Source organism: Pseudoroseomonas cervicalis (assembly GCF_030818485.1).
GTDB lineage: Bacteria > Pseudomonadota > Alphaproteobacteria > Acetobacterales > Acetobacteraceae > Pseudoroseomonas > Pseudoroseomonas cervicalis_A.
Map to the genome: position 1 here is coordinate 132,308 of NZ_JAUTAJ010000004.1, position 26,462 is coordinate 158,769.

Below are 26,462 nucleotides of genomic sequence, written 5' to 3' on the forward strand. Positions count from 1 at the left end.
GCGGGACCGCCGGCGGGGGCGGGGGGCGCTGCGGTCGCGCCCCCTTCGGTTGCGTGTGTCATGGCCTGGCCCGCTCTAGCGCAAGCGGCGGGGAAAGGCTCGCGACGTTGTCGTGTCCGGTGGGGCGGAGTCGCGGGTCCCGCGGCGCGGCGCCTGCCGCTTTGGCGGGCGGCGCTGCCAGGGCGGGCGGCGCGGTGGCGCTGCCGCTGCCCGCATACCGCGCAACCGCCCGGTGTCGCACAACCGGCGCGCAGTTCACCGCCGGATTGCGGAATGTTTAGGCAGCGAGACGAGGACCGGTTTCCGAGCCCCAGGCGGTGCTGGCCAGAACTCGCGCCCTTGTGTCACGATTTCCGCGGGGCAGGCATGCTTCTTGCTGCCGGACCCCCAAACAACCAAGGCCAGGGGGCTGAAGACCGTGAGTTCCAAGAGTGTTTCGCCGAAGCGCGCGCTGCTGCTCGGCGCCGCCGCGCTGGGCCTGCTGGCGGCCGCGCCGCGCGCCGAGGCGCAGAACCTGACCATCGCCATCGGCGGGTCCGTCACCTCGCTCGACCCGCATTTCTACAACGCCTCGCCCAACAACAGCGTCGCCAGCCATTTCTTCGATAAGCTGGTGGAGTTCGACGACAAGGCGCAGCTGATCCCGCTGCTGGCCGAATCCTGGCGCGCCGTCTCCGAGACGGTGTGGGAGTTCAAGCTGCGCGCCGGCGTGAAATGGCATGACGGGCGCGACTTCACCGCCGAGGATGTCGCCTTCACCATCCAGCGCACGCCGAACGTGCCGAACAGCCCGGGCGGCTTCGGCGCCTTCGTGCGCGCCGTGCAGCGCGTCGAGATCATCGACCCGCTGACCATCCGCTTCCACACCCCCGGCCCCTATCCGCTGCTGCCGACCGATTTCGCCTCGGTCGCGGTGATCTCCCGCCATGCCGGGCAGAACGCCACCACCGAGGAGTACAATGCCGGCCGCGCCGTGATCGGCACCGGGCCCTACCGCTTCTCCTCCTACGCCCCCGGCAACCGGGTGATCATGGAGCGGAACGAGAATTACTGGGCCGGCCGTCCCTCCTGGCAGAGGGTCGACTACCGCGTCATCTCCTCGCCGCCGGCGCGCACCGCCGCCATCCTGGCCGGCGATGTCGACATCATCGACACCGTGCCCTCCTCGGACATTCCGGGCCTGCGCGGCGAGGCCTCGCTGAAGCTGACCAGCATCCAGGGCCTGCGCGTCATCTACCTGGCGCCGGACCGCTCGCGCAGCGACAACCCGATCTTCGTCACCGACAATGACGGCAAGCCGCTGACGACCAACCCGTTCAACGATCTGCGGGTGCGCCGGGCGCTGTCCATGGCGATCTCGCGCGAGGCGCTGGCCGAGCGGGTGATGCTGGGCACCGCCCAGCCGGCCGGGCAGTGGCTGCCGCCGGGGGCCTATTCCTACAACCCGCAGGTGCCGCCGCCGCGCCAGGATCTGGAGGGCGCCCGCCGGCTGCTGGCCGAGGCCGGCTTCCCCAACGGCTTCCGCATGACGCTGCACACGCCGAATGACCGCTACCCGAACGATGCCCGCACCGCCCAGGCGGTGGCGCAGATGTTCACCCGCGTCGGCGTGCAGACCCAGGTCGAGGCGCTGCCCTGGTCGGCCTTCTCGGTCCGCTCCAGCCGGCAGGAATTCGGCATGCGCCTGGTCGGCTGGGGCAGCGCCACCGGCGAGGCCTCCTACGCCCTGGTCAACATCCTGGCGACCTACGACACGGAGAAGCGCACCGGCGCCAACAATGCCGGCCGCTACGCCAACCCGGCGCTGGACGAGCTGACGGCGCGCGCCACCGCGACGCTGGACGATGCGCGGCGCGAGGAGCTGCTGCGCGAGGCGGTGAAGATGGCGATGGACGATGTCGCCATCATCCCGCTGCACCAGCTGGTCAACACCTGGGCGGTGAAGCGCAGCCTCAACCACGCCCCGCGCATGGATGAGCGGACCCGCGCCATGGATGTGACGCCGGGCAATAGCTGAGCCCGGCGCGGCCGGCGCGGGGCTCTCCCCGCGCCGGGCGATCCCGGCCGGGGCGGTGCCGCCGCCCCGGCCGCTTCCCGGGGCGGGCGACCGCCGCGCCATCGCCCGCGATAGCCAGGGCGCGGTTTTTGGCTCTAGGCTTCCCCCGAGTCCGCGCCCAAGCGGGCCGTTTCGGGAGTCCGCCATGCACCGACGCATGTTGCTCGCAGCGCCCCTGATCGCCTCCCCCCTGCTGGCCGCGAGCGGCCCGGCCACCGCCCAGCCGGCGGGTGTCGCCTTCGAGGAATTCCTGATCCCCGGCGGCGATCCTGGCATCCAGCTCTATCTGCGCAACAAGCGGCCGGAGCAGGCGGGGTCAGCGCGCCCGGACTGCACCGTGCTCTGCCTGCACGGCGCCACCTACCCGGCCAGCACCGGCTTCGACCTGCCGATCGGCGGCGTCTCCTGGATGGACTACATGGCCGGGCGCGGCTTCGACGTCTGGTGCCTGGATCTGCGCAATTACGGCCGCTCGACGCGCGAGGCCGCGATGGGCCAGCCGGCCGGGGCCAGCCCGCCGCTGACCCGCGGCGAGGTGGCGCAGAAGGACATCGCCGCGGCCGCCGCCTTCATCCGCGAGCGGCGCGGCATCGGCAAGCTGGTGCATCTGGGCTGGTCCTGGGGCAGCTCGCTGCAGGCGCGCTTCGCCGCCGACAATCCGGCGCTGGTCGAGCGGCTGGTGCTCTACGCCCCGCAATGGCTGCGCGAGGCGCCTTCGCCCGTCGCCGCCGGGGCGGGGGAGGCGCTCGGCGCCTATCGCAGCGTGACCCGGGCCGAGGCGCGGGCGCGCTGGTTCAACGGCGTGCCGGAGAACAGGCGCGCCAGCCTGTTCCCCGCCGGCTGGTATGAGCACTGGGCGGACGCCACCTTCGCCACCGACCCGGAGGGCATGCGCCAGGTGCCCTCCGTGCTGCGGGCGCCGAATGGCGTGCTGGCCGATGCGCGGGAGACCTGGCTGGCCGGCAAGCCCTATTACGACCCCGCCGCCATCACCGCGCCCACTTTGGTGGTGCTGGCCGAATGGGACCGCGACACGCCGCCCGCCATGGCCACCACCCTGTTCCCGCTGCTGACCCGCAGCCCCGCCAAGCGCCTGGTCCTGCTGGGGGAGGGCACGCATGGCATCATGCTGGAGCGCAACCGTGGCGCGCTGTTCCAGGCGGTCCAGGTCTTCCTGGAGGAGGCGATCGCCGGCTGAGCGCGCCGCAGGGTTGCGGTCATGCTTGTTCCGCGGCCGGGCTGCGCCTACATGGGAAGGGTCGACTGTTTTGGTTGCGGCCTGCGTTTCCGCTCAACGACCCCCGCTTCGGCGGGGCGAGGCGTGCCTGGTGCCCGTTCCCATCAAAGGTTGATCCGCCGCGCATGTTGCGGGGCGGCTAACTTCGTTACGGAGCACCGTGATGCCGATTGGTACCGTCAAGTGGTTCAACCCGACCAAGGGTTTTGGTTTCATCCAGCCGGAGGACGGCTCGAAGGACGTGTTCGTGCACATCTCCGACGTGCAGCGCGCCGGCCTGCAGGGCCTGAACGAGGGCGAGCGCGTGGAGTTCGAGCTCCAGCGCGGCCGTGAAGGCAAGGTTTCCGCCGGCAACCTGAAGCAGGTCTGAGACCCAGCTTCGGGCCTGGCAGCCAGCCGCCCCGCCTGGGGCGGCCGGCACGGCTTCGGCCGATGACCGCCGGGCGCGCCGGAGACGGCGCGCCCGGCTTGTTTTTGCGCGCCCCGCCGCAAGGGCGGCCGGTGCGATCGATCCAGAGGAGAGGCCCCATGGCCCGTACGCCCAATTATGGCCAGCAGCGCGCCGAGCGGGACCGCGCCAAGAACGCCAAGGCCGCCGCCAAGGCCGAGGCGCGCGAGGCCGAGCGGGCCCGCCGCCGCGCCGCGATCGAGGCCGGCCAGGACCCCGATCTGGGCGAGCCTGTGGTGCTGCCGCCGGCGGAAGAGGAAGCCGAGCCGCGCTGAGGCGCCGAGTCGCCTGGGCCTGCGGGGGCCGCTCCTCAGGGCGGCCCGGCTATCCGGGGCATCGGGCCGGCGCTCCGGCACCGTGCTGAGGGGTGCCTGAGACCGGTCTCCGGGGCTGCGCCGGGCCACGGCCCGCGCGGCTCTTGTCCTGTTGTCCGACGAGGCGTTGACAGCCTCCGCGGCCCGGCCGACGCTTCCCCCGATTGGGGAGAAGCGGGCATGGACCAGACCCAGAAAAAATTCCGGCTGCGCAGCCAGCGCTGGTTCGACGACCCGGAGGATCCGGGCATGACGGCGCTCTATATCGAGCGCTTCCTGAATTTCGGCCTGACGCGGGGCGAGCTGCAATCCGGCAAGCCGATCATCGGCATCGCCCAGACCGGCAGCGACATCGCCCCCTGCAACCGCCACCACCTGGCGCTGGCCGAGCGGGTGAAGGCCGGCATCCGCGACGCCGGCGGCATCCCGCTGGAATTCCCGATCCACCCGATCCAGGAGACCGGCAAGCGCCCCACCGCGGCGCTGGACCGCAACCTGGCCTATCTCTCGCTGGTCGAGATCCTGCACGGCTATCCGCTGGATGGCGTGGTGCTGACCACCGGCTGCGACAAGACGACGCCCGCCTGCCTGATGGGCGCGGCGACGGTGAACATCCCGGCCATCGTGCTCTCCGGCGGGCCGATGCTGGACGGGCACTGGAAGGGCCGGCTCTCCGGCTCCGGCACCATCGTCTGGGAGGCGCGCAAGCTGCTCGCCGCCGGCGAGATCAACTATGACGGCTTCATGCAGATGGTGGCCAGTTCCGCGACCTCGGTCGGGCATTGCAACACCATGGGCACGGCGCTGTCGATGAACTCCCTGGCCGAGGCGCTGGGCATGTCGCTGCCGGGCTGCGCCTCGATCCCCGCCGCCTATCGCGAGCGCGGCCAGATGGCGCATGCGACCGGCATGCGCATCGTCGACATGGTGCGGGAGAATCTCCGCCCCAGCGACATCATGACGCGCGAGGCCTTCGAGAACACCATCGTGCTGGCCAGCGCCATCGGCGCCAGCAGCAACTGCCCGCCGCATCTGGTGGCCATCGCCCGGCATATGGGCGTGGAGCTCTCCACCGAGGATTGGCAGACCATCGGCGCCGAGATTCCGCTGCTGGTGGATTGCCAGCCCGCCGGCCGCTTCCTGGGAGAGATGTTCTATCGCGGTGGCGGCGTGCAGTCGGTGATGAAGGAGCTGGCCGATGCCGGCAAGCTGCATCTCGGCGTGAAGACCGTCACCGGCCAGACGCTGGAGGAGGACCTCAAGCGCGCGCCGCTGCCGGACCGCGAGGTGATCCGCCCCTATGCCGAGCCGCTGAAGGAGCAGGCCGGCTTCGTCGTGCTGTCGGGCAATCTGTTCGAGAGCGCGGTGATGAAGGTCAGCGTCATCGACGCCGAATTCCGCAAGCGCTTCCTCTCCGACCCCGAGGATGTGTTCGAGGGCAAGGTCATCGTCTTCGAGGGGCCGGAGGATTACCACGACCGCATCGAGGACCCGGCGCTCGGCGTCGATGAGCACACGGTGCTGGTCATCCGCAATTGCGGCCCCGTGGGCTATCCGGGCAGCGCCGAGGTGGTGAACATGCAGCCGCCCGGCGCCATGATCAAGGCCGGGCTGCACAGCCTGCCCACCATGGGCGATGGCCGGCAGAGCGGCACCTCCGCCAGCCCCTCCATTCTCAACGTCTCGCCCGAGGCGGCGGTGGGCGGCGGCCTGGCGCTGCTGAAATCCGGCGACCCGATCCGCATCAACCTGAAGACCCGCAAGGTCGATGTGCTGATCCCGCCCGAGGAGCTGGAGGCCCGCCGCGCCGCCTGGACGCCGCCCAAGCTGCTGAACAAGACGCCCTGGGAGGAGATCTACCGCTCCATGGTGGGCCAGCTCGGCCAGGGCGGCTGCCTGGAGCCGGCGACGCTCTACCTCAACATCCTCGAGACGCGCGGCGAGAGCCGCCACAACCACTGAGGCGCCGATGGCCGGACGTCTCAACGGGAAAAAATGCTTCCTGACGGCGGCGGGGCAGGGCATCGGCCGCGCCGCCGCCCTGGCCTATGCGGCGGAGGGCGCCACGGTCGTGGCGACCGACCGCGACGCCGGGAAACTCGTGGAACTGGCGGCGCAGGGCATCACCACCCTGGCGCTGGACGTGCTGGATGACGCCGCCGTGCGCGACGCCATCGCCGCCCACGGACCTTTCGACGTGCTGTTCAACTGCGCCGGCTTCGTGCACCAGAACACCGCCGAGAGCTGCACCGATGCCGAATGGGATTTCGCCTTCGCGCTGAATGTCCGCGCGCAGTGGAAGGTGATGCAGGCGGTCATCCCCGGCATGCTGGCGCAGGGGGGCGGGGCCATCGTCAACATGGCCTCCGCCGCCGGCTCGGTGAAGGGTGTCGCCAACCGCTTCGTCTATGGCGCCACCAAGGCCGCCGTGGTCGGCATGACCAAGAGCGTCGCCGCCGATTACGTGGCGCGCGGCATCCGCTGCAACTGCGTCTGCCCCGGCACGGTGGACACGCCCTCGCTCGGCGAGCGCATCTCCGCCAATGCCGCGGCGGCGGGCAGTGAGGAGGCCGCGCGCGCCGCCTTCGTCGCCCGCCAGGCCATGGGCCGCCTGGCCACGGCCGAGGAGATCGCCGCGCTGGTGGTCTATCTCTCCGCGCCGGAATCCGCTTTTGTCACCGCGCAGGCCATCGTCATCGACGGTGGCTGGACCAATTGAGCGCAGAGGGAAACGCTGCACCATGAAGCTGTTGCGCTATGGCCCGCCGGGCCAGGAGAAGCCGGGCCTGCTGGATGCCGAGGGCGCGATCCGCGACCTCTCCGGCGTGGTGCCGGATCTGGCGGGTGAGGCGCTCTCCCCCGCGGGGCTGGCGAAGCTCGCGGCGCTCGACCCCGCCAGCCTGCCGCGCGTCGAGGGTTCGCCACGCCTGGGCCCGCCGGTCACAGGCCTGACGAATTTCGTCTGCATCGGCCTGAACTATGCCGACCATGCGGCGGAGACCGGCGCGCCGATCCCGAAGGAGCCGATCATCTTCCTGAAGTCGCTGGGCGCGCTGCAGGGGCCGAATGACGACGTCATGATCCCGGCCGGCAGCGTCAAGACCGATTGGGAGGTGGAACTGGCCATCATCATCGGCAGCCGCGCCAAGAACGTCTCCGAGGAGGCCGCGCTGGACCATGTCGCGGGCTATGCCGTCTGCAACGACGTCTCCGAGCGCGAGCACCAGATCGAGCGCGGCGGCACCTGGGACAAGGGCAAGGGCCACGACACCTTCGGCCCGCTCGGCCCCTGGCTGGTGACGAAGGACGAGGTGCCGGACCCGCAGGACCTCGCCATGTTCTGCGAGGTGGATGGCCACCGCTACCAGGATGGCTCGACCCGCACGATGATCTTCGGCGTGGCCAAGCTGGTCTCCTACGTGTCGCACTTCATCACGCTGCACCCGGGCGACGTGATCTCCACCGGCACCCCGCCGGGCGTGGGCATGGGGCAGAAGCCGCCGGTCTTCCTGAAGGCGGGGCAGAGCATGCGGCTGGGCATCCGCGGGCTGGGTGAGCAGACGCAGAAGACCATTCAAGGGTAAGAATCTTCTTTTTCTGAAGAAAAAGAAGCAAAAAGACTTTGTCGGTTTGGCGTCCCGCTTCAGGCCTGAGGCGGGACGCCAACTGAAAGAAGTTTTTTGGTTCTTTTTTACAAAAAAGAACTCTTCATGAATTCCACGCCACAGGCCCGCAGCCGCTCCGTCCCCGCGGCCGTCGCCTCCGGCGTGATGCCGCGGCAGGCATCCTCCACCAGCACCACCCGATAGCCCAGCTCCGCCGCATCCTCGGCCGAGAAATCCGTGCAATAGCCGCGCGCCAGCCCGGCGATGAAGATGCGCGTGATGCCGCGCTCCCGCAGATAGCCATGCAGGCCGGTGCTGGTCTGGCGGTCGTTCTCGCGAAAGGCCGAGTAGCTGTCGATGCCGCGCCGGAAGCCCTTGCGGATCACCATCTGGATGCGTGTGCTGTCCAGCTCCGGGTGCAAGGCGGCGCCCGGCGTGCCCTGCACGCAATGGTCCGGCCACAGCACCTGCGCGCCATAGGCGAGCTGCACGGTCTCGAACGGCGCCTTGCCGGGATGCTGGCTGGCAAAGGAGGCATGGTCCGCCGGGTGCCAGTCCTGCGTCGCGGCGATGTTGGCGAAGCGCCCCTGCAACCGGTTGATCACCGGCAGCACCGCATCGCCTTCCGGCACCGGCAGGGCGCCGCCCGGCATGAAATCCGGCTGCACATCGACGATCAGCAGCAGGTCCGTGCCGGTGATCATGCCGCCGGCTTCGCCCGCTGCTCGATGCCGCCGGATTGCAGGATGAAATCGGCGATCTCGGCGACGCCTTGCAGCGCCTTCAGGTTGGTGAAGATGAAGGGCCGCTGGCCGCGCATCTTCCTCGCATCCCGGTCCATCACGCCGAGATCGGCGCCCACCAGCGGCGCCAGGTCGATCTTGTTGATCACCAGCAGGTCGGAGCGGGTGATGCCAGGCCCCCCCTTGCGCGGGATCTTGTCACCGGCAGAGACGTCGATGACATAGATGGTCAGATCAGCCAGCTCCGGGCTGAAGGTGGCGGCCAGATTGTCGCCGCCGCTCTCGATCAGCAGGATCTCCAAACCCGGAAAACGCTGGTTCATCTCCGCCACGGCGGCGAGGTTGATCGAGGCATCCTCGCGGATCGCGGTGTGCGGGCAGCCCCCGGTCTCGACGCCGATGATGCGCTCCGGCGCCAGCGCGTCGTTGCGCGTGAGGAATTCGGCATCCTCGCGCGTGTAGATGTCGTTGGTGATGACGGCGATGTTGTGGGTGTCGCGCAGATGCTTGCACAGGCGCTCGGTCAGCGCCGTCTTGCCGGAGCCGACGGGGCCGCCGATGCCGACGCGGAAGGGGCCGTTGGCGGAAATGCTCATGAGCGGAACAGCCTCGTATACTGCGTCTCGTGACGCATGGAGAATTGGTCGAGCAGCGGCGCCGCGCTGCCCAGCGTGTCGAGATCGGCCTGCAGCGCCGCCGCGGTCGCCGCCTGCAGATGCGGCAGCAGCAGGGCGGTGGTGATCTGCCCATCCGTCTGGCCCAGCGGCACCAGCCGCACCCCGGCCGAGACGATATTGGCGGCAAACGCCGAGAGAAACCCGAACAGCGCCACCGGCAGCGGCACGCCCTGCCAGGCCGCCGCCGCGCCGAAGGCCACGGGATGGGCGACATTGCCGCCCTGCCGCGCGGCGAAACCCGCCAGGCGCGGCTCCGGCCAGGCGGCCAGCGTCACCTTCAGGAAGGCGCTGCCCTGGGCCATGGTCTCCAGCGCCGTCTCCGCCGTGCCGCGCCAGGCGGCGGCCAGCTCCGCCACATCGTCCAGCGCGGTGTCGTCATCCGCCTCGGCGGCGCGCCAGGCGGCGGCCAGCAGTGCGCCGTCGATGCGGCCCGCGCCCACCTCCAGCACCGCCCGCAGATAGGCCAGCAGCCCGGCGCGGTCGGTCACCGCGCCATCCTCCACCGCCATCTCCAGCCCATGGCTGTAGGTGTAGGCGCCGACCGGATAGAAGGGCGACAGCCAGGTCAGCAGGCGCTGGAGCGTCGCCTCAGTGGTGATGGTGGTGGTGGTCATGGCCGTGATGGTCGTGGCCGCATTCGCCGTGGTCATGCCCATGGTCGTGATCATGCCCATGCGCGTGGTCATGGTGATGATGACCGGCATGGCGGTTATGTTCGCCATAGGCGCCGCCCTCCGGGTTGAAGGGTGCCTCCACCTTGGCCAGCGTCGCGCCCAGGCCCTGCAGCATGCGCTCGATCACATGGTCGGCGCGGATCAGGATGCGCTCGGCGCTGATCTCGGCCGGCAGGTGCCGGTTGCCCAGATGCCAGGCCAGCCGCGTCAGATGCAGCGGATCCTGCGCGCGGATCTCGACCAGCGGCTCCGGCGCCGCCTGCACCAGGATGACGCCGCCGCCCTCCAGCAGCAGCCCGTCGCCCTCGCGCAGCACGGTCGCCTCCGGCAGGTCGAGCAGGAAGGCCAGGCCCTTCTGGCCCTGGTAGCGCTTCCGCCGGCGGTGCCGGTCGTCGAAATCCACCAGGATGCTGTCGCGCGCGGTGCGCGCCTGCCATTGGCCGGCTGGCAGCACCTGGGTGGCGCGGGGGAGGTCTTCGGTCATCCGTCTTCTCCAGAAGGTTGGGGGAATGAATTCCCCCAAACCCCCTTCCTTTTTCTGCCCGCTGCCGGTCACGGCCGGGACGGGATCGCTTCACTCACAACAACCGCATCGGCCCAGTGTGGCGTCCCGCTTCGATGCCGGATTGCGGCAGCCCGAAAGAAATCAGAACAGGAAGTATCGCTGCGCCATTGGCAGCACCTTGGCCGGCTCGCAGATCAGCAGCTCGCCATCGGCGCGGACCTCATAGGTCTCCGGGTCCACCTCCAGCTTCGGCAGGGCGTCGTTCAGCACCATGTCGCGCTTGCGGATGGCCCGCGTGTTCTGCACCGGCAGCAGCATGCGTTCCAGCCCGAGCCGCCCGGCCAGGTCGCCGCTCTCCAGCGAGGCCGCGGAGACGAAGGTGACGGCGCCGGCCCGCATCGCCTTGCCGAAGCTGCCGAACATCGGCCGGTAATGCACCGGCTGCGGCGTCGGGATGGAGGCGTTGGGATCGCCCATCGGCGCCATGGCGATGCTGCCGCATTTCAGCACGAAATCGGGCTTCACGCCGAAGAAGGCTGGGTTCCACAGCACCAGATCGGCCAGCTTGCCAACTTCGATACTGCCCACATGCGCCGAGACGCCCTGCGAGATGGCCGGGTTGATGGTGTATTTGGCGATGTAGCGGCGGATGCGCAGATTGTCGTTGTCGCCGGTCTCGCCCGCGAGGCGCCCGCGCTGGACCTTCATCTTGTGCGCGGTCTGCCAGGTGCGGATGATGACCTCGCCCACCCGCCCCATCGCCTGGCTGTCGGACGACATCATGGAGATGGCGCCCATGTCGTGCAGGATGTCCTCGGCCGCGATGGTCTCCTTGCGGATGCGGCTTTCGGCGAAGGCCACATCCTCGGCGATGCGCGGGTCGAGATGGTGGCACACCATCAGCATGTCGAGATGCTCGTCCACGGTGTTCACCGTGTAGGGCATGGTCGGGTTGGTCGAGCTGGGCAGGAAATTCGGCTCGCCGATGACGCGCAGAATGTCCGGCGCATGGCCGCCGCCGGCGCCCTCGGTGTGGAAGGCCTGGATGGCGCGGCCACCGATGGCGCGGATCGTGTCCTCGACGAAGCCGCTCTCGTTCAGCGTGTCGGTGTGGATGGCCACCTGCACGTCGAAGGCATCGGCGACCGAGAGGCAATTGTCGATCGCCTTCGGCGTGGTGCCCCAATCCTCATGCAGCTTCAGGGCGCAGGCGCCGGCGCGGATCACCTCCTCGATCCCCGCCGGCAGGGCGGCATTGCCCTTGCCGAGGAAGCCGAGATTGACGGGGAAGCTCTCCGCCGCCTGCAGCATGCGGGCCATGTGCCAGGGCCCCGGCGTGACCGTGGTCGCCAGCGTGCCATGCGCGGGCCCGGTGCCGCCGCCGAACATCGAGGTGACGCCGGAGGCCAGCGCCTCCTCGATCTGCTGCGGGCAGATGAAATGGATATGCGGGTCGATGCCGCCGGCGGTCAGGATGCGCCCCTCGCCGGCGATGATCTCGGTGCCCGGGCCGATGACGATGTCGACCCCCGGCTGGGTGTCCGGGTTGCCGGCCTTGCCGATGGCGGCGATGCGCCCGTCGCGCAGACCCACATCCGCTTTGATGATGCCCCAATGGTCGATGATCAGCGCGTTGGTGATCACCGTGTCCATGGTGCCCTCGGCGCGGGTGCGCTGCGACTGGCCCATGCCGTCGCGGATCACCTTGCCGCCGCCGAACTTCACCTCCTCGCCATAGGTGGTGAGGTCGCGCTCCACCTCGGCGAAGAGCTCGGTATCGGCGAGGCGGATCCTGTCGCCGGTGGTCGGGCCATACATGCCGGCATAGGCCGCGCGGGAGAGGCGTGTGGGCATGCTCAGACGCTCCCCTCGGTCTCGCCGCGGAAGCCGTGGATGATGCGCGCGCCGGCGAAGCCGACCAGCCGCACCATGCGGCTCTGCCCCGGCTCGAAGCGCATGGCGGTGCCGGCGGCGATGTCGAGGCGCCGTCCGCGCGCGGCCGCGCGGTCGAAGCGCAGCGCCGGATTGGTCTCGGCGAAATGGTAGTGGCTGCCGACCTGCACGGGGCGGTCGCCGCTGTTGGCGACCTCGATCTCGATGCTGTCGCGCCCGGCATTCAGCTCGATCTCGCCCGGGGCGGTGATGATCTCACCCGGTATCATGGCGCCTCTCCTCAGCGGATCGGGTTGTGCACGGTGACGAGCTTGGTGCCATCCGGGAAGGTGGCCTCCACCTGGATCTCGTGCACCATCTCGGGAATGCCTTCCATCACCTGCTCGCGGCTCAGCACGCTGGCGCCGTCGCGCATCAGCTCGGCGACACTGCGGCCGTCGCGCGCGCCTTCGACGACGAAATCGGTGATCAGCGCCACCGCCTCCGGATGGTTCAGCTTCACGCCGCGGGCCAGGCGCTTGCGCGCCACCTCGGCCGCCATGGCGATCAGCAGCTTGTCCTTCTCGCGCGGGGTCAGAAGCATCGGGCGGTCCTGCTGCCAAGATTTGGGGTCATTCTGCGGCGGCTTTCCTCATGTCGTCCACAGCCGCGGCAGGCGGGCCGGGCGCCCGGGCGTGAGCGCGCGCAGCACCGGAATGGCGGCGCAGAGCGCCTGGCGCACGGTTGTGGCGGCGCCGGTCCAGCGCGCCAGCACCAGGCCGGGGCGGGCGATGGTCGCGGCATGGCCGGCCTCGCGCAGCGCCTCGCGCGCCGCCAGCGCCTCGGGCTCCGGCGCGGCCAGCAGCAGCAGGGCGGTGGCGCCGGCGCCGCCGAAGCCGAAAGGGCGCGCCAGCGCCGCCTCCGGCGTGTCGAAGGCGGTGGCATCGGCCCAGTGCAGCCGCCCGCCGCGCCAGAGCCGCCAGGAATCGAAGAGCGCGCCGCTCCGCATCGCCTCGCCGCGCGCGGCGCGGCCGAAGACCAGCATCTCGGCCGCCAGCAGCCTTGCGCCGGGGGCCAGAGAGGCGCGCATGCGTCGCTGCAGCCGGGCGCCGTCGAACAGGATGGTCTCCTGCGGCAGCCATTCCAGCGTGGCGCCGTCCTCGACATGCAGCTCGGTGTCGATGGCGCTGGCCTCGCCCAGGCTGCGATACAGCTTCTCGGCCGCCGGGGTGGTCAGGGTCGCGGCAGCGCCTGCCTCGATCCGCGCCAGGGTGGAGAGGCTGTCGCCGCCGGCCAGCCCGCCGCCGACATTGACCAAAGCGGCCTCCGGCCAGGCGCCGGGCTCGGGGCGCGGAAACAGCACCCGCAGCGGCGCCGCCTGGTAGAGGTGGCGCAGCCGCGCGCCACCCTGTGGGGCGGCGGGGTCGGGTGCGAAATGCAGCTCGGCGCGGCCATGGGCGCGCTGGTGGCGGGGCAGGGGCAGGCTCATCGGCGCCGCCCCATGCAAGGCGCGGGCCGCTCAGCCATGCCCCAGCACCCGCACCGCCAGCGCCGCGGCGGCGGCGCGGTTCTCGACGCCGAGCTTGGCGAAAATCCCCTCCAGATGCTTGTTCACCGTGCGCGGGCTCATCACCAGGATCTCGGCGATGTCGCGATTGGCCTTGCCGCGGCCGATCCACAGCAGCACCTCGGCCTCGCGCGCCGTCAGGCCGAGGCGGTCGCGCAGCACGCTTTCCTCCCGCCCCGGCGCCAGGGCGGTGACGCGCAGCAGCAGCTCCTCCGGCCCGATCTGGCCGACATGGTGGAACTCCACCTGCCGCCCATCGGACAGCGCCACGGGCGGGAGGCGCGGCGCCTCGCCCTCGGCCAGCGGCAGCCAGCCCGGCAGGCGCAGCAGCAGCGGCGAATCCTCGTCCTCGGGGCAGGTGGCGCGCAGCAGCGCGCCGGCCTGCGGCGTGGCCCAGAGCACGGCGCCTTCGCGATCCACCGCCAGCAGGTAGCGCCCGGCGACGTCGAGCGCCGCATGCGCGCTGCGCGTCAGCCGCGCATTGGCCAGATGCGCGCCGATGCGCGCCAGCACCTCGTCGGGTGCCACCGGCTTGATGACATAGTCGACACCGCCGGCATCGAAGCCGCGCACCACATCCTCGCTCTCGGTGAGCCCGGTCATGAAGATGACGGGCACCGAGATCAGCGCGGCGTTGCGCTTCATGCGGCGGCAGGCCTCGAACCCGTCCATGCCGGGCATCACCGCATCCATCAGCACGATGTCGGGGGTGATGCGCTCGATCACATTCATGGCGGCGGCGGCCGATTGCGCCACCAGCACCATGTAGCCGGCGCCCTCCAGCGTGTCGTTCAGCAGGCCGAGCGTGCCGGGCGCGTCATCGACCACCAGCACGATGTCGCGGCGCTCGCCGGGCCGGTCGGGAAGGCGGTCAGGCATCGGGGGCCTCCTGCGGCAGCGCGGCCAGGAAGGCGTCCAGCCGGTATTCGGAAATATAGCCGCGCAGCTCGGCGATGGCCGGCGCCGCCTCGGGGGCCTCGCGCTCCAGCGTGTCCAGCCGCTCGCGCAGGCCGCCGACATAGCCGATGGCGGCGAGCTGGCGCAGCCCCGCCGCCTGGGCAGGGCTGAGCCGCGCCGTGCCCGGCGCCGGCAGGGCAGGGGCGGGATCGGCGAAGGTCCAGGTGACACCGAGCAGCGCGCCGATCTTCTCCAGCAGCGCGGGCAGCGAGAGCGGCTTCGGCAGCACGTCGTCATGATGCTGGCCTTCGCGCGGCGGCGCGAGCTCCAGCGCATTGGCCGAGACCATCAGGATCGGCACGCGCTCCCCCTCGGCCTCGCGCAGGCGCTGCGCCAGCTCCCACCCCGTCATGCCCGGCATGGCGATGTCGAGCAGGTAGAGATCCGGCGCCTCCTGCCGCGCGAGGGCCAGGCATTCGGCGCCATCTGCGGCCTCGCGCACCGCGAAGCCCAGCGGTTCCAGCAGGTCGCGCACCAGGGCGCGATGCGCGGCATCGTCATCGGCCACCAGCACCTTCAGCGGGCGCTGCGCATCCTGCCGGCCGGTGACCGGGCGCTCGGCCTCCACCGGGCGCAGCGTCTTGCCGGAGAGCAGCAGCCGCACCCGAAAGCGGCTGCCCTCGCCGAGCCGGCTCCACACCGCGATGTCGCCGCCCATCACCTCGACCAGCGTCTTGGTGATGGTCAGGCCGAGGCCGACGCCGGGGGTGGAGGGGGCGTGGGAATTGGCGCCGCGCTGGAAGGGCTCGAAGATGCGGGCGAGATCCTCCTCGGCGATGCCGATGCCGGTGTCGATCACCTCGATCTCGGCGACCTCGGAGCGGAAGCGCAGCCGCAGCGTGACGCCGCCGGCGCGGGTGAATTTGATGGCGTTGGAGAGCAGGTTGATCAGGATCTGCCGCAGCCGGCGCTCATCCGTGTGCACCACCTCCGGCATGCGCTCGGGCGGGTCGAAGGTGAAGGCGATGCTCTTCGCCTCCGCCTGCAGCCGCAGCATCTGCACGATCTGGTCGAGGAATTCGGGGAAGCGGATCTCGTCGCGATACAGCTCGATCCGCCCGGCCTCGATCTTGGAGATGTCGAGCAGCCCCTCGATCAGCGCCGCCAGGTGTTCGCCGCTGCGGCGGATGGTGCGCAGCCCGTCGCGCCGCCGCTCCGGGATGGCGGTGTCGCGCTCCAGCAGCTGGGCATAGCCCAGGATGGCGTTCAGCGGCGAGCGCAGCTCGTGGCTGATGCCGATGACGTAGCGGCTTTTCGCCAGATTGGCGGCCTCGGCCGCTTCCTTGGCCTTTTGGAGCGCGGCGTCGGTGCGCTGATGGGCGCGGATCTCGCTCATCAGCAGGCTGGTCTGGCGGCGGGTTTCCTCCTGCGCCACCAGGCGGGATTGCCGCGCCAGCACCAGCGCCCAGGCGGTGATGCCGCCGATCACCAGCAGCACGAAGAAGGCCTTCCAGAAGGCGGTGTCGAGATGCGCGCTGGCCGGCGTCTGCGCCCGGATGCCGAGGAAGACCAGGGAGATGGTCGCGGCAAAGGACAGAAAGACCAGCATGAAGGAGCCGACCGGCGTCAGCAGCGCGGCGATCACGCCCTCCGGCAGGGCGGCGCGCAGCGGCGTCATGATCTGGGCGGAGAGCCTTGCATGCGGCTTGCAGCCATCGCCGCAGCGCGCATCGAGCGAGCAGCAGAGCGAGCAGATCGGGCCCGTATAGACCGGGCAATAGGCCATGTCGCGCGGCTCGAACTCATGCTCGCAGATGACGCAGTGCAGCCCCGGGCGCTGCGCCCAGGCGGCGCGCGGCTTGCGCGCCAGATAGTAGCGGCCGCCCGTGGCCCAGGCGATGGCCGGGGCGGCGGCGAAGGCGATGCCGAAGGCGATGAAGGTGGACATGGCCTGGGCCAGCGCGCCCAGCACCCCGTAATAGGCGAGGAACGAGCCTATGACCGAAAGAAACATGGCGCCGACGCCGACCGGGTTGACGTCGTAGAGATGCGCCCGCTTGAACTCGATGCCCTTCGGGCTGAGGCCGAGCGGCTTGTTGATGGCGAGGTCCGCCACCAGCGCGCCCATCCAGGCCGCGGCGACGTTGGAATAGACGAACAGCACCTGCTCGATGGTGTTGTAGACGCCGAGCTCCATCAGCAGCAGGGCGACGGCGATGTTGAACACCAGCCAGACCACCCGCCCCGGATGGCTATGGGTCAATCGGGAAAAAAAATTCGACCAGGCGAGGGAGCCGGCATAGGCGTTGGTGACGTTGATCTTGATCTGCGACAGCGCCACGAAGACGGAGGTGACGATCAGCACCAAAGTGGGCGAGGCCAGCAGATAGCCGAAGGCCAGGCGGTACATCTCGGCCGGCTGCACGGCTTCGGCCACCGACAGCCCGGCGCGCAGCGCGGCATAGGCGAGGAAGGAGCCGGCCAGCAGCTTCAGCACGTCGAAGGCGATCCAGCCCGGGCCGCCGGCCAGCAGCGCGCCCCACCAGACCCAGGGCTTCTGGCGCTCCCGCGGCGGCAGGAAGCGGATATAGTCGACCTGCTCGCCGGTCTGGGTGATCAGCGCGAAGAGCACCGAGGCGGCGGCGCCGAAGGCCAGCAGGTCGAAGCCGCCGGTGCCGCGTTCGCCCGCATACTGCGTCCAGCCCTCGATCCAGTCCGGGTTGGCGACCAGCAGCGCGATCAGCGGCAGCACGTTCAGCAGCAGCCAGACCGGCTGGGTCCAGGTCTGCACGCGGCTGATGAAGCTGATGCCATGCGTGACCAGCGGCACGACCACCACGGCGCACAGGATGTATCCCAGCCAGAGCGGAACTGAAAAAAAGCTGTCCAGCATCGCCGCCAGGATCACCGCCTCGATCCCGAAGAAGATGAAGGTGAAGCTGGCATAGATCAGCGAGGTGACGGTGGAGCCGATATAGCCGAAGCCGGCGCCGCGGGTGAGCAGGTCGATATCCACCCCGGCGCGCGCCGCGGCGTGGCAGATCGGCAGGCTGGCCAGGAAGATCAGCACCGAGACGAAGAGGATGGCGGCGACGCTGTTGGTGAAGCCATGCGCGACCGTCAGCGCGCCGCCGATCGCCTCCAGCGCCAGGAAGGAGATCGAGCCGAGGGCGGTGTTGGCCACCCGGAAGGCCGACCATTTGCGCGCGCTCTCCGCCGTGAAGCGGAGCGCGTAATCCTCCATGCTCTCATCGGCCACCCAGCGATTGTAGTCGCGCCGGATGCGCAGGATGCGCTGGCGGGTCGCCATGCGGGGTGGTGGTCCTGGCCTGCTCTCGGGGTAGGGCGAGAGTGGGGCCAGGGCGCGCCCAGGGTCAAGCGCGCCCCGCCTACGTCATTTGACGTATAACGCCCGACCTCACGCCAGGGCGAGGATCAGCGCCATGCGGGGCGGCAGCGTCCGCCTCCCCAGGAGAAGCGATCCATGACCCAGAGGCTTATCGTCTCCCGCCGCGCCCTGCTGGCCGGCGCCGCCGGCGCGCTGGCCATGCCGGCCATCCGCCCCGCCTTCGCGCAAGGCGCGCCGATCAAGGTCGGCGTGCTGCACTCCCTCTCCGGCACCATGGCGATCAGCGAGACGGCGCTGCGCGACACGGTGCTGATGATGGTCGAGTGGATCAACAGCCAGGGCGGGCTGCTCGGCCGCCGCGTCGAGGCGGTGGTGGTCGACCCCGCCTCCAACTGGCCGCTCTTTGCCGAGAAGGCGCGCGAGCTGCTGCAGGTCCACAAGGTGGATGTCACCTTCGGCTGCTGGACCTCGGTCTCCCGCAAATCCGTGCTGCCGGTCTATGAGGAACTGAACGGCCTGCTCTTCTACCCGGTGCAGTATGAGGGCGAGGAGCAGTCGCGCAACGTCTTCTACACCGGCGCCGCGCCGAACCAGCAGGCGATCCCGGCGGTGGAATATCTGATGAGCGATGATGGCGGCGGGGCGAAGCGCATCGCGCTGCTCGGCACCGATTATGTCTATCCGCGCACCACCAACCGCATCCTGCGCGCCTTCCTGAACTCCAAGGGCATCTCGGATGCCGACATCATGGAGGAATACACGCCCTTCGGCCATTCCGACTGGCAGGGCATCGTCAGCCGCGTCAAGCGCTTCGCCGGCGAGGGCAAGAAGACCGCCATCGTCTCGACCATCAATGGCGACGCCAATGTCCCCTTCTACCGCGAGCTGGGCAACCAGGGCATCCGCGCCGAGGACATCCCCTCCGTCGCCTTCTCGGTGGGCGAGGAGGAGCTGGCCGGCATCGACACCAAGCCGCTGGTCGGCCACCTGGCCGCGTGGAACTACTTCATGTCGGTCGAGAGCCCGGTGAACGCCCAGTTCAAGCAGATGTGGGCCGCCTACATCAAGAACCCGAAGCGCGTCACCAACGACCCGATGGAGGCCACCTATACCGGCTTCCGCATGTGGGCGCAGGCGGTGGCCAAGGCCGGCACCACCTCGGTCGATGCGGTGCGCACCGCCATGTACGGCCAGAAGGTCGAGGCGCCCTGCGGCTACACCGAGGAGATGTTCGACAACCACCACCTGTCGAAGCCGGTGATGATCGGCGAGATCATGGAGAACGGCCAGTTCAACGTCGTCTACAAGACGCCCACCGCCATCAAGGCGGAGAACTGGTCGCCCTTCATCCCCGAGAACGCCAACCGCCGCCGCGGCTGAGTCTGGCGACGCAGAGGCCATGGCCCTCCAGCACACAACCAAGGCCATGGCCCACACGGCAACGCCGCGCCGGGACGGAGACCCCTCCGCCCCGGCGCGGCGAACCGCTTCGGAGAGGGACGGCGGCAGCCGGATGGTGCGATGAAATACCTGCTGGTCCTGCTGCTGCTGGCGCTGCCGGCGCGCGCGCAGGATGGTTTCACCGCCGCGCTGGCCGGGCTGGCGGGCAATTTCGCCGCCCAGGCCGAGGCGGTGGAGCGGCTCGGCGCGCTGGGCGACCCGCGCGCCCTGCCGGTGCTGCAGGCGCTGGCCGATGGGCGGCTGCAGAAGCGCCCCGACGGCACGCTGCTGATCCGCGAGGGCGAGGCACTGCGCGAGGCCGCGACCGGCGCCGCCAGCACCGAGGCGGGCGAGACCATCCGCATCAACAACCGCGTGCGCGGCGCGCTGCGCGGCGCCTTCGGCCGGCTGCAGCTGCTCTCCCCGGTGGAGGCGGAGCGGCTGGCGGCGGCCGAGGGCCTGTTCCGCAGCCGCAGCGCCGAGAATGTCATGCTGCTGGAGGATGCGCTGGGCCGTGAGAGCTCCGCCCGCATCCGCCCGGTGATGGAGCTGGCGCTGGCCGCCTCGCGCCTCGCCGCGCCGGAGGAGAGCGCGAAGCGCCAGGGCATCATCCTGCTCGGCGGCGCCAACTCGCCCGAGGCACGCGCGGTGCTGCTGGAGGCGCGCGCCGCCAATGCCGCGCTGGCGCCCGAGATCGACCAGGCGGTCGCCGCCATCGACCGCCGGCTGCAGCTGAAGCGCGCGGCGGAGACGGCCTTCCAGGGCCTCTCCCTCGGCTCCATCCTGCTGCTGGCGGCGCTTGGCCTCGCCGTCACCTTCGGCGTGATGGGCGTGATCAACATGGCGCATGGCGAGATGGTGATGCTCGGCGCCTACACCACGGTGGTGGTGCAGGAGGCGCTGCGCGGCATCCCGGCGCTCGCCCCGCTCTCCCTGCCGCTCTCGGTGCCCGCGGCCTTCCTGGTGACGGCGGCGGTGGGCGTCGCGCTGGAGCGCGGGCTGATCCGCCACCTCTATGGCCGGCCGCTGGAGACGCTGCTGATGACCTTCGGCGTCGGCATGATCCTGCAGCAATCGGTGCGGCTGATCTTCGGCGCGCAGAATCGCGAAGTGGTCAGCCCCGCCTGGATGCAGGGCACCCTGCTGCTGCCCGGGGGCATCGAGGTCACCCAGAACCGCCTCTGGATTATTTTTTTCAGTTTGGTTGTGCTGGGTTTGACGGTCGCGGCCATCCGCTTCACCCGCTTCGGTCTGGAGATGCGCGCGGTGGTGCAGAATCGCCGCATCGCCGCCACCATGGGCATCCGCACCGGGCGGGTCGACGCCATGACCTTCGCCTTCGGCTCGGGCATCGCCGGCATGGCCGGCGTCGCGCTCAGCCAGATCGACAATGTCTCGCCCAATCTCGGCACCGGCTACATCATCGACAGCTTCATGGTGGTGGTGTTCGGCGGCGTGGGCTCGCTCGCCGGCACCATGATCGGCGCCTTCACGCTGGGCATCGTCAACAAGATGCTGGAGCCCTGGGCCGGCGCGGTGCTGGCCAAGATCGCCGTGCTGGTCGGCATCATGCTGTTCATCCAGCGCCGGCCGAAGGGCCTGTTCGCGCTGAAGGGAAGGGCGGCCGAGCAATGAGCGCCTCTGTCTCCGTGCCGCAGCGTCTGCGCCCGGCGCCCGGCACCATCCTGCGCGGCCTGCTGCTGGCCGGCCTCGCGGTGCTGGCGCTGCTGCCGGTGCTGAACCGGCTGCCGCCGGATGCCGCCCTCTATGTCTCCGACTTCACCGTCGCCGTCTCGGGCAAATGGATCTGCTACGCCATCCTGGCGCTGGCGATCGACCTGGCCTGGGGCTATGCGGGCATTCTCAGCCTCGGCCATGGCGCCTTCTTCGCGCTCGGCGGCTATGCCATCGGCATGCATCTGATGCGGCTGATCGGCCCGCGCGGCGTCTATGGCCATCCGGTGCTGCCGGATTTCATGGTCTTCCTCGGCTGGACCGAGCTGCCCTGGTACTGGTGGGGTTTTTCCAGTTTCCCCTTTGCTTTCGCCATGGCTCTGGTCGTGCCGGGGCTGCTGGCGGGGCTGGTGGGCTACCTCGCCTTCCGCAGCCGCATCACCGGCGTCTATCTCTCCATCATCACCCAGGCCATGACCTATGCGCTGATGCTGGCCTTCTTCCGCAACGATATGGGCTTTGGCGGCAATAACGGCTTCACCGATTTCAAGGAGCTGCTGGGCCTGCCGCTGAACACGGCCGCGGCGCGCGCGGCGCTGTTCTACGCGGCGCTGCTGGCGCTGGTGGGCGCGCTGCTGCTCTGCCGCCATGTCACCCGCTCCAAGCTCGGCCGCGTTCTGGTGGCGGTGCGCGACGCCGAAAGCCGCGTGCGCTTCCTGGGCTACGACACCACGCGGGTGAAGCTCTCGGTCTTCGTGCTCTCCGCCATGCTGGCGGGGCTGGCGGGCGCGCTCTACACCCCGCTGGTCGGCATCATCAACCCGGGCGAGTTCAGCCCCGGCAACTCGATCGAGGCGGTGGTCTGGGTCGCCGTCGGCGGGCGCGGCACGCTGGTGGGCGCGCTGGTCGGCGCCTTCTCGGTCAATGCCATCAAGACCTGGCTGACCTCCTTCGCCCCCGATCTCTGGCTGTTCGTCCTTGGCGGGCTGTTCGTGGCGGTGACGCTGTTCCTGCCGCGCGGCCTGGTCGGGCTGCTGCAGAAGGGAGAGGGCAAGTGAGCGGCGCGCGCCTCTATCTCGACGGCGTCTCGGTGGTCTTCGACGGCTTCCGCGCGTTGAACAATCTCTCCCTCATCGTCGAGCCCGGGGAGCTGCGGGCGATCATCGGCCCGAACGGCGCCGGCAAGACGACGATGATGGACATCATCACCGGCAAGACGCGCCCGACCGCGGGCACCGTCACCTTCGGCGAGCGCGACCTGACGAAGCTGGACGAGGCGACCATCGCCAATCTCGGCATCGGCCGGAAATTCCAGAAGCCCACGGTGTTCGACGCGCTGACGGTGTTTGAGAATCTGGAACTGGCGCTGAAGGCGCCGCGCGACCCCTGGTCCTGCCTGCGCTGGGTGCTCTCCGGCGAGGCGCGGCGGAAGATCGAGACGGTACTGGAGGAGATCGGCCTGGCCGAGCGCGCCGCCGACCGCGCCGCCATCCTCTCCCACGGCCAGCGGCAATGGCTGGAGATCGGCATGCTGCTGATGCAGGAGCCGCAGCTTCTGCTTGTGGACGAGCCGGTGGCCGGCATGACCGACCAGGAGACCGAGCACACCGCCGCCCTGCTGCGCCGCATCGCCGGCAGCCGCAGCGTGGTGGTGGTGGAGCATGACCTCGAATTCGTCCGCGCGCTGGGCGAGAAGGTGACGGTGCTGTGCGAGGGCTCGGTGCTGTCCGAGGGCAGCATCGACCATGTGCAGAACGACCCGCGCGTCATCGAAGTCTATCTGGGGCGCTGAACCATGCTGCGTGTCGAGAATATCGATCTCTTCTACGGCGCCAGCCGGGCGCTGCGCGGCGTCTCCCTCGGTGCCGATCCGGGCGCCATCACCTGCGTGCTGGGGCGCAATGGCGTCGGCAAATCCTCGCTGATGCGCGCCATTGTCGGGCTGGAGCGCATCAGGGGCGGGCGCATCCTCTGGGAGGGAAGGGATGTCTCCAGCCTCTCCGCCGCCGACCGGGCGCGCGCCGGCATCGGCTATGTGCCGCAGGGGCGCGAGATTTTTCCGTTTCTCACCGTGCGGGAGAATCTGGAAACCGCCCTGGCCGCCGCCCCGCGCGGCAGCAAGGTGCCGGACGACGTGTTCGAGCTCTTCCCAATCCTGAAGCAGTTCCTGCGCCGGCGCGGCGGCGACCTCTCGGGCGGGCAGCAGCAGCAGCTGGCCATCGCCCGCGCGCTGACCGCGCGGCCGCGCCTGCTGATCCTCGACGAGCCGACCGAGGGCATCCAGCCCAATGTCATCAAGGACATCGCCCGCGTCATCGCGCTGCTGGCGAAGAGCCGCAACATGGCGGTGGTACTGGTCGAGCAGTATTACGAATTCGCCCGCGAGCTCGGCGACCAGCTGGCCATCATGGTGCGCGGGGAGGTGGCGCTGGCCGGCCTCGCCGGCTCGCTGGAGGAGGAGGCGGTGCGGCGGCTGCTGACCGTCTAGCCGCGCTCAGGCCCTCTCCTTTCAGCCCTCCAGCGGGTCGGGGCCGTAGCGGTTGGGGCCGCGCACCCCGTCGCGGCAGCACAGGCTGATGAACATCCAGATCCAGCCGATGATCGGCAGCAGGATCAGCAGCGACCACCAGCCGCTGCGGCCGCGATCATGCCAGCGCTTGGTGGCGCCGGCGAAGCCGGGGATGCAGTTCAGCCAGAACACCGCCTCGGCCAGCATGCCGCCGCCGAGGCGCAGTTCGAACCGGTAGCCGGCGGCCTCCACCGTGGGCACCAGCCCGGGCAGCACCCGCCACTCGGCGCCGAAGATCCAGGCATCCAGCACCACCGCCAGGATGTAGGCGCCGAGCAGCGGCAGCAGATAGGCCAGCCAATAGGTGCTGAGCGGAATGCGGCCGCGGAAGGACAACCAGCTCTTCAGCCCCATGCGGCCGCGCGCTCCTCACATCGTCGCGCCGATCGGCCAGGGGGCGAATTCGGCGGCACCGAAATCGTATTGCTCGCTTTTCGTCCGTTCGCCAGAGGCGACGCGCAGGATCAACTGAAAGATCCGCTCGCCGCATTCCGCGACGCTTTCGCGGCCCGAGAGGATGGTGCCGCAATTCACGTCCATATCCTCCTCCATGCGCTCATACATCGCCGAATTGGTGGCGAGCTTGATGGAGGGCGCCGGCTTGCAGCCGAAGACGCTGCCGCGGCCGGTGGTGAAGCAGACCATGTTGGCGCCGCCCGCCACCTGGCCGGTGGCCGCCACCGGGTCGTAGCCGGGCGTGTCCATGAAGACGAAGCCCTTTTCCGTCACCGGCTCGGCATAGTTGTAGACGGCGGTCAGATTGGTGGTGCCGGCCTTGGCCATGGCGCCGAGCGACTTCTCCAGGATGGTCGTCAGCCCGCCGGCCTTGTTGCCGGGGGAGGGGTTGCTGTTCAGCTCGGCCTGGCCGCGCTCGGCATATTCCTCCCACCAGCGCATCAGCCCGACCAGTTTTTCTCCGACTTCGCGGGAGGTGGCGCGGCGGGTCAGCAGATGCTCGGCGCCATAGGTCTCCGGCGTCTCGGACAGGATGACGGTGCCGCCATGGCGGACCAGCAGGTCGGAGGCGGCGCCCAGCGCCGGGTTGGCGGTGATGCCCGAATACCCGTCCGAGCCGCCGCATTGCAGGGCGATGGTCAGGTGGCTGGCGGGCACGCTCTGGCGGTGCACCTGGTTGGCCTCGGCCAGCACCTCGCGCACGAAGGCGATGCCGGCCTCCACCGTCTTGCGGGTGCCGCCCATCTCCTGGATGTCCATGTTGCGCAGCCGGCCGGCCAAATTCTGCTCGGCCAGCAGGCCGGAGATCTGGTTGACCTCGCAGCCCAGCCCGATGGCGATGACATGGCTGAAATTGACGTGCCGCGCATAGCCGGCGAGCGTGCGCCGCAGCAGGCGCAGCCCGTCATTGTCGCCCATGCCGCAGCCGGTCTTGTGGGTCAGCGCGACGACGCCATCGACATTGGGGAATTCGGCCAGCGGATCGCTGCCGGTGAAGGGATTGCGCCTGAACGCATCGGCGATCATCGAGGCGACATGCGCCGAGCAGTTCACGCTGGTGACGATGCCGATGTAGTTGCGGGTGGCCACCCGCCCATCCGGCCGCAGGATGCCCTGGAATGTCGCCGGCTGCGGCACATACAGCGTGGGCTTCGCATCGACGCCCCAGGCGTAATCCTTGTCGAAATCGCCCATGCCGCAATTCTGGGTGTGCACCCAGTCACCGGGCGCGATGGGCTGGGTGGCGAAGCCGATGATCTGGCCGTAGCGCTTCACCGCCTCGCCCGGCGCATGGGCACGCACCGCCACCTTGTGGCCGGGGGGGATGCGCGTGGCGGTGGCGATGCCGGGTGCCACCGGCGTGCCTTCCGGCGCGGCGCGGCGGGCGATCATCACGCTGTCCTCGGGATGCAGACGGATGAAGGGTGTCTCGGACAGGGCATCCATTGTCTTGTTTCCTCCAGGGGACGGTCATCCTAGGCCCGTGCGGCCATGGGGTTCCACCCCCGGGGCCCTGCCGCGCGGCCCCGTGGCGGGCGCAGCAAAAAAGCCGCCCCCGGAGGAGGCGGCTTCGCGGCGGACAGGCTCCCGCTTGCCAGGCAGGCAGTGCAACAGGTCCGGTTCAGCGGCCCACCGTGCCCTCCGGCAGCGGCAGCCCGAAAGAAAAGCGTCCCGCCTCTTAACCGGACGGCGGCAGCCCGAAAAAATCAAGCGCCCGGGGCGTATTTGATGGCGCAGCCATAGTTGCGGGTGACGGGCTGCGCCACCGGGCGACCTTCCGCCACCGCCAGCATGGCGTTGCGCGCCAGCGGCTCGGCCTTGGCCACGTCGTCCACGCGGTTGGAGGCGATGCTGTCGATGCCGCCCATGTAGCGCAGCACGCCTTCGGCATCGATCACATACATATGCGGCGTGGTGGTGGCGCCATAGGCGCGGGCCATGCGGCTCTGCGGGTCCAGCAGCACGGCGGCGGGGGCGGCGCTGCGCTCGGTGGTCAGGGCCTTCGCCTGCTCGGCCGTCACATGCCCCTGCTCGCCGGGCGGCGAGGAGATGACGGAGAGCCAGACCACACCCTTCTCGGCGGCCAGGCGCTGCAGCCCCTGCATGTTGCTGCTGTTGTAGTGCTTCCGCACGAAGGGGCAGTCATGGTTGGTCCATTCCAGCATGACCACCTTGCCGCGGAACTCGGCGAGGGAGCGGCTGCGCCCATCCTGGTCGGGCGCGGTGAAATCGGGCGCCGCGGCGCCGATGGCGGGCGCGGCATAGGCCAGCCGCGGCAGCACCGGCATCAGCACGGCGCCCAGCGGGATGGCGAGAGTGGCACGGCGGGACAGCAGCTTGGCCATGGTCGGTCACTCCGTTCGAAGGGTGTGTTGGCCC

The 26,462-nt window shown here is 69.9% G+C and carries 25 protein-coding genes; 12 read left to right on the plus strand and 13 right to left on the minus strand.

The genetic code is table 11. The features are described from left to right. The first annotated feature begins 418 nt into the window (after positions 1-418). From QE401_RS04460 to QE401_RS04490, 7 genes are all read left to right on the plus strand, one after another. On the plus strand, positions 419-2,017 hold the full coding sequence (locus tag QE401_RS04460; RefSeq protein ID WP_307137064.1) for an ABC transporter substrate-binding protein: 1,599 nt from the start codon (positions 419-421) through the stop codon (positions 2,015-2,017). 184 nt (positions 2,018-2,201) lie between these two features. After that, positions 2,202-3,254: an alpha/beta hydrolase gene (locus QE401_RS04465; protein ID WP_307137065.1), complete on the plus strand. Its 1,053-nt coding sequence runs from the start codon at positions 2,202-2,204 to the stop codon at positions 3,252-3,254. Between the two features lie 202 nt (positions 3,255-3,456). Then, positions 3,457-3,663: a cold-shock protein gene (locus QE401_RS04470; RefSeq protein WP_040611944.1), complete on the plus strand. Its 207-nt coding sequence runs from the start codon at positions 3,457-3,459 to the stop codon at positions 3,661-3,663. A 158-nt stretch (positions 3,664-3,821) separates the two neighbouring features. Next, entirely contained in the window at positions 3,822-4,016 is a 195-nt protein-coding gene (locus tag QE401_RS04475; protein ID WP_307137066.1) for a hypothetical protein, read from the plus strand. Between the two features lie 219 nt (positions 4,017-4,235). Continuing rightward, positions 4,236-6,017: an IlvD/Edd family dehydratase gene (locus QE401_RS04480; RefSeq protein WP_307137067.1), complete on the plus strand. Its 1,782-nt coding sequence runs from the start codon at positions 4,236-4,238 to the stop codon at positions 6,015-6,017. Positions 6,018-6,024: 7 nt separating this feature from the next. Next, positions 6,025-6,774, plus strand: coding sequence for an SDR family oxidoreductase (locus tag QE401_RS04485; RefSeq protein ID WP_307137068.1), 750 nt, complete (start codon positions 6,025-6,027; stop codon positions 6,772-6,774). 22 nt (positions 6,775-6,796) lie between these two features. Next, positions 6,797-7,639 carry a fumarylacetoacetate hydrolase family protein gene (locus QE401_RS04490; RefSeq protein WP_307137069.1) on the plus strand — a complete coding sequence of 281 codons (843 nt, stop codon included), beginning with the start codon at positions 6,797-6,799 and terminating at the stop codon, positions 7,637-7,639. A 107-nt stretch (positions 7,640-7,746) separates the two neighbouring features. Here the strand turns inward: QE401_RS04490 and pncA are convergent, their stop codons facing one another. The 10 genes from pncA to QE401_RS04540 all read right to left on the minus strand — a co-directional run bounded on the left by pncA (position 7,747) and on the right by QE401_RS04540 (position 17,905). Then, positions 7,747-8,364, minus strand: coding sequence for a bifunctional nicotinamidase/pyrazinamidase (gene pncA, locus QE401_RS04495; RefSeq protein WP_307137070.1), 618 nt, complete (start codon positions 8,362-8,364; stop codon positions 7,747-7,749). Continuing rightward, positions 8,361-8,999, minus strand: a complete 639-nt coding sequence (gene ureG, locus QE401_RS04500; protein ID WP_307137071.1) for an urease accessory protein UreG — start codon at positions 8,997-8,999, stop codon at positions 8,361-8,363. Before ureG ends, pncA begins: the two co-directional genes overlap by 4 nt. After that, on the minus strand, positions 8,996-9,784 hold the full coding sequence (locus QE401_RS04505; protein WP_475638070.1) for an urease accessory UreF family protein: 789 nt from the start codon (positions 9,782-9,784) through the stop codon (positions 8,996-8,998). Before QE401_RS04505 ends, ureG begins: the two co-directional genes overlap by 4 nt. Beyond that, positions 9,669-10,238: an urease accessory protein UreE gene (locus tag QE401_RS04510; RefSeq protein WP_307137072.1), complete on the minus strand. Its 570-nt coding sequence runs from the start codon at positions 10,236-10,238 to the stop codon at positions 9,669-9,671. The genes QE401_RS04505 and QE401_RS04510 overlap by 116 nt, the downstream gene beginning before the upstream one ends. Before the next feature lie 162 nt (positions 10,239-10,400). Then, the gene (gene ureC, locus QE401_RS04515; RefSeq protein WP_307137073.1) at positions 10,401-12,113 is read right to left on the minus strand and encodes an urease subunit alpha; all 1,713 of its coding nucleotides are present in this window, start codon (positions 12,111-12,113) and stop codon (positions 10,401-10,403) included. 2 nt (positions 12,114-12,115) lie between these two features. Then, positions 12,116-12,421, minus strand: coding sequence for an urease subunit beta (locus tag QE401_RS04520; RefSeq protein ID WP_307137074.1), 306 nt, complete (start codon positions 12,419-12,421; stop codon positions 12,116-12,118). 11 nt (positions 12,422-12,432) lie between these two features. Continuing rightward, positions 12,433-12,735 carry an urease subunit gamma gene (locus QE401_RS04525; RefSeq protein ID WP_007003032.1) on the minus strand — a complete coding sequence of 101 codons (303 nt, stop codon included), beginning with the start codon at positions 12,733-12,735 and terminating at the stop codon, positions 12,433-12,435. 48 nt (positions 12,736-12,783) lie between these two features. Next, positions 12,784-13,620, minus strand: a complete 837-nt coding sequence (locus tag QE401_RS04530) for an urease accessory protein UreD (RefSeq protein WP_307137075.1) — start codon at positions 13,618-13,620, stop codon at positions 12,784-12,786. A 30-nt stretch (positions 13,621-13,650) separates the two neighbouring features. Continuing rightward, positions 13,651-14,577, minus strand: a complete 927-nt coding sequence (locus QE401_RS04535; RefSeq protein ID WP_307137076.1) for a response regulator transcription factor — start codon at positions 14,575-14,577, stop codon at positions 13,651-13,653. Further along, entirely contained in the window at positions 14,570-17,905 is a 3,336-nt protein-coding gene (locus QE401_RS04540; RefSeq protein WP_307137077.1) for a hybrid sensor histidine kinase/response regulator, read from the minus strand. The genes QE401_RS04535 and QE401_RS04540 overlap by 8 nt, the downstream gene beginning before the upstream one ends. 174 nt (positions 17,906-18,079) lie before the next feature. Here QE401_RS04540 and urtA point away from each other — a divergent pair, with 174 nt between their 5' ends. The 5 genes from urtA (at position 18,080) to urtE (ending at position 23,546) form a co-directional block, all read left to right on the plus strand. After that, positions 18,080-19,324, plus strand: coding sequence for an urea ABC transporter substrate-binding protein (urtA, locus tag QE401_RS04545; RefSeq protein WP_307137078.1), 1,245 nt, complete (start codon positions 18,080-18,082; stop codon positions 19,322-19,324). 141 nt (positions 19,325-19,465) lie between these two features. Continuing rightward, positions 19,466-21,019 (plus strand): urea ABC transporter permease subunit UrtB, encoded by a 1,554-nt coding sequence (urtB, locus tag QE401_RS04550; RefSeq protein ID WP_307137079.1) that lies wholly within the window; start codon positions 19,466-19,468, stop codon positions 21,017-21,019. Then, positions 21,016-22,116 carry an urea ABC transporter permease subunit UrtC gene (gene urtC, locus QE401_RS04555; protein ID WP_307137080.1) on the plus strand — a complete coding sequence of 367 codons (1,101 nt, stop codon included), beginning with the start codon at positions 21,016-21,018 and terminating at the stop codon, positions 22,114-22,116. The genes urtB and urtC overlap by 4 nt, the downstream gene beginning before the upstream one ends. Further along, the gene (gene urtD, locus QE401_RS04560) at positions 22,113-22,850 is read left to right on the plus strand and encodes an urea ABC transporter ATP-binding protein UrtD (protein ID WP_307137081.1); all 738 of its coding nucleotides are present in this window, start codon (positions 22,113-22,115) and stop codon (positions 22,848-22,850) included. Before urtC ends, urtD begins: the two co-directional genes overlap by 4 nt. A gap of 3 nt (positions 22,851-22,853) precedes the next feature. Further along, a complete protein-coding gene (gene urtE / locus QE401_RS04565) occupies positions 22,854-23,546 on the plus strand; it encodes an urea ABC transporter ATP-binding subunit UrtE (RefSeq protein ID WP_307137082.1) in 693 nt (230 codons plus the stop codon). Positions 23,547-23,567: 21 nt separating this feature from the next. Here urtE and QE401_RS04570 read toward each other — a convergent pair whose 3' ends face one another. The 3 genes from QE401_RS04570 to QE401_RS04580 form a co-directional block, all read right to left on the minus strand. After that, complete coding sequence (locus QE401_RS04570; RefSeq protein WP_307137083.1) at positions 23,568-23,981, minus strand: DUF805 domain-containing protein; 414 nt, start codon at positions 23,979-23,981, stop codon at positions 23,568-23,570. A gap of 15 nt (positions 23,982-23,996) precedes the next feature. Further along, positions 23,997-25,529: a UxaA family hydrolase gene (locus QE401_RS04575; protein WP_307137084.1), complete on the minus strand. Its 1,533-nt coding sequence runs from the start codon at positions 25,527-25,529 to the stop codon at positions 23,997-23,999. Positions 25,530-25,789: 260 nt separating this feature from the next. Beyond that, on the minus strand, positions 25,790-26,428 hold the full coding sequence (locus tag QE401_RS04580) for a redoxin domain-containing protein (protein WP_307137085.1): 639 nt from the start codon (positions 26,426-26,428) through the stop codon (positions 25,790-25,792). Positions 26,429-26,462 lie beyond the last annotated feature (34 nt).

Excerpts from the sequence above, each read along its gene's own strand:
- QE401_RS04465 (WP_307137065.1), top strand. The coding sequence starts at position 2,202 with ATGCACCGACGCATGTTGCTCGCAGCGCCCCTGATCGCCTCCCCCCTG.
- QE401_RS04470 (WP_040611944.1), top strand. The coding sequence starts at position 3,457 with ATGCCGATTGGTACCGTCAAGTGGTTCAACCCGACCAAGGGTTTTGGT.
- QE401_RS04475 (WP_307137066.1), top strand. The coding sequence starts at position 3,822 with ATGGCCCGTACGCCCAATTATGGCCAGCAGCGCGCCGAGCGGGACCGC.
- QE401_RS04480 (WP_307137067.1), top strand. The coding sequence starts at position 4,236 with ATGGACCAGACCCAGAAAAAATTCCGGCTGCGCAGCCAGCGCTGGTTC.
- QE401_RS04485 (WP_307137068.1), top strand. The coding sequence starts at position 6,025 with ATGGCCGGACGTCTCAACGGGAAAAAATGCTTCCTGACGGCGGCGGGG.
- QE401_RS04490 (WP_307137069.1), top strand. The coding sequence starts at position 6,797 with ATGAAGCTGTTGCGCTATGGCCCGCCGGGCCAGGAGAAGCCGGGCCTG.
- pncA (WP_307137070.1), bottom strand. The coding sequence starts at position 8,364 with ATGATCACCGGCACGGACCTGCTGCTGATCGTCGATGTGCAGCCGGAT.
- ureG (WP_307137071.1), bottom strand. The coding sequence starts at position 8,999 with ATGAGCATTTCCGCCAACGGCCCCTTCCGCGTCGGCATCGGCGGCCCC.
- QE401_RS04505 (WP_475638070.1), bottom strand. The coding sequence starts at position 9,784 with ATGCCGGTCATCATCACCATGACCACGCGCATGGGCATGATCACGACC.
- QE401_RS04510 (WP_307137072.1), bottom strand. The coding sequence starts at position 10,238 with ATGACCGAAGACCTCCCCCGCGCCACCCAGGTGCTGCCAGCCGGCCAA.
- ureC (WP_307137073.1), bottom strand. The coding sequence starts at position 12,113 with ATGCCCACACGCCTCTCCCGCGCGGCCTATGCCGGCATGTATGGCCCG.
- QE401_RS04520 (WP_307137074.1), bottom strand. The coding sequence starts at position 12,421 with ATGATACCGGGTGAGATCATCACCGCCCCGGGCGAGATCGAGCTGAAT.
- QE401_RS04525 (WP_007003032.1), bottom strand. The coding sequence starts at position 12,735 with ATGCTTCTGACCCCGCGCGAGAAGGACAAGCTGCTGATCGCCATGGCG.
- QE401_RS04530 (WP_307137075.1), bottom strand. The coding sequence starts at position 13,620 with ATGAGCCTGCCCCTGCCCCGCCACCAGCGCGCCCATGGCCGCGCCGAG.
- QE401_RS04535 (WP_307137076.1), bottom strand. The coding sequence starts at position 14,577 with ATGCCTGACCGCCTTCCCGACCGGCCCGGCGAGCGCCGCGACATCGTG.
- QE401_RS04540 (WP_307137077.1), bottom strand. The coding sequence starts at position 17,905 with ATGGCGACCCGCCAGCGCATCCTGCGCATCCGGCGCGACTACAATCGC.
- urtA (WP_307137078.1), top strand. The coding sequence starts at position 18,080 with ATGACCCAGAGGCTTATCGTCTCCCGCCGCGCCCTGCTGGCCGGCGCC.
- urtB (WP_307137079.1), top strand. The coding sequence starts at position 19,466 with ATGAAATACCTGCTGGTCCTGCTGCTGCTGGCGCTGCCGGCGCGCGCG.
- urtC (WP_307137080.1), top strand. The coding sequence starts at position 21,016 with ATGAGCGCCTCTGTCTCCGTGCCGCAGCGTCTGCGCCCGGCGCCCGGC.
- urtE (WP_307137082.1), top strand. The coding sequence starts at position 22,854 with ATGCTGCGTGTCGAGAATATCGATCTCTTCTACGGCGCCAGCCGGGCG.
- QE401_RS04570 (WP_307137083.1), bottom strand. The coding sequence starts at position 23,981 with ATGGGGCTGAAGAGCTGGTTGTCCTTCCGCGGCCGCATTCCGCTCAGC.
- QE401_RS04575 (WP_307137084.1), bottom strand. The coding sequence starts at position 25,529 with ATGGATGCCCTGTCCGAGACACCCTTCATCCGTCTGCATCCCGAGGAC.
- QE401_RS04580 (WP_307137085.1), bottom strand. The coding sequence starts at position 26,428 with ATGGCCAAGCTGCTGTCCCGCCGTGCCACTCTCGCCATCCCGCTGGGC.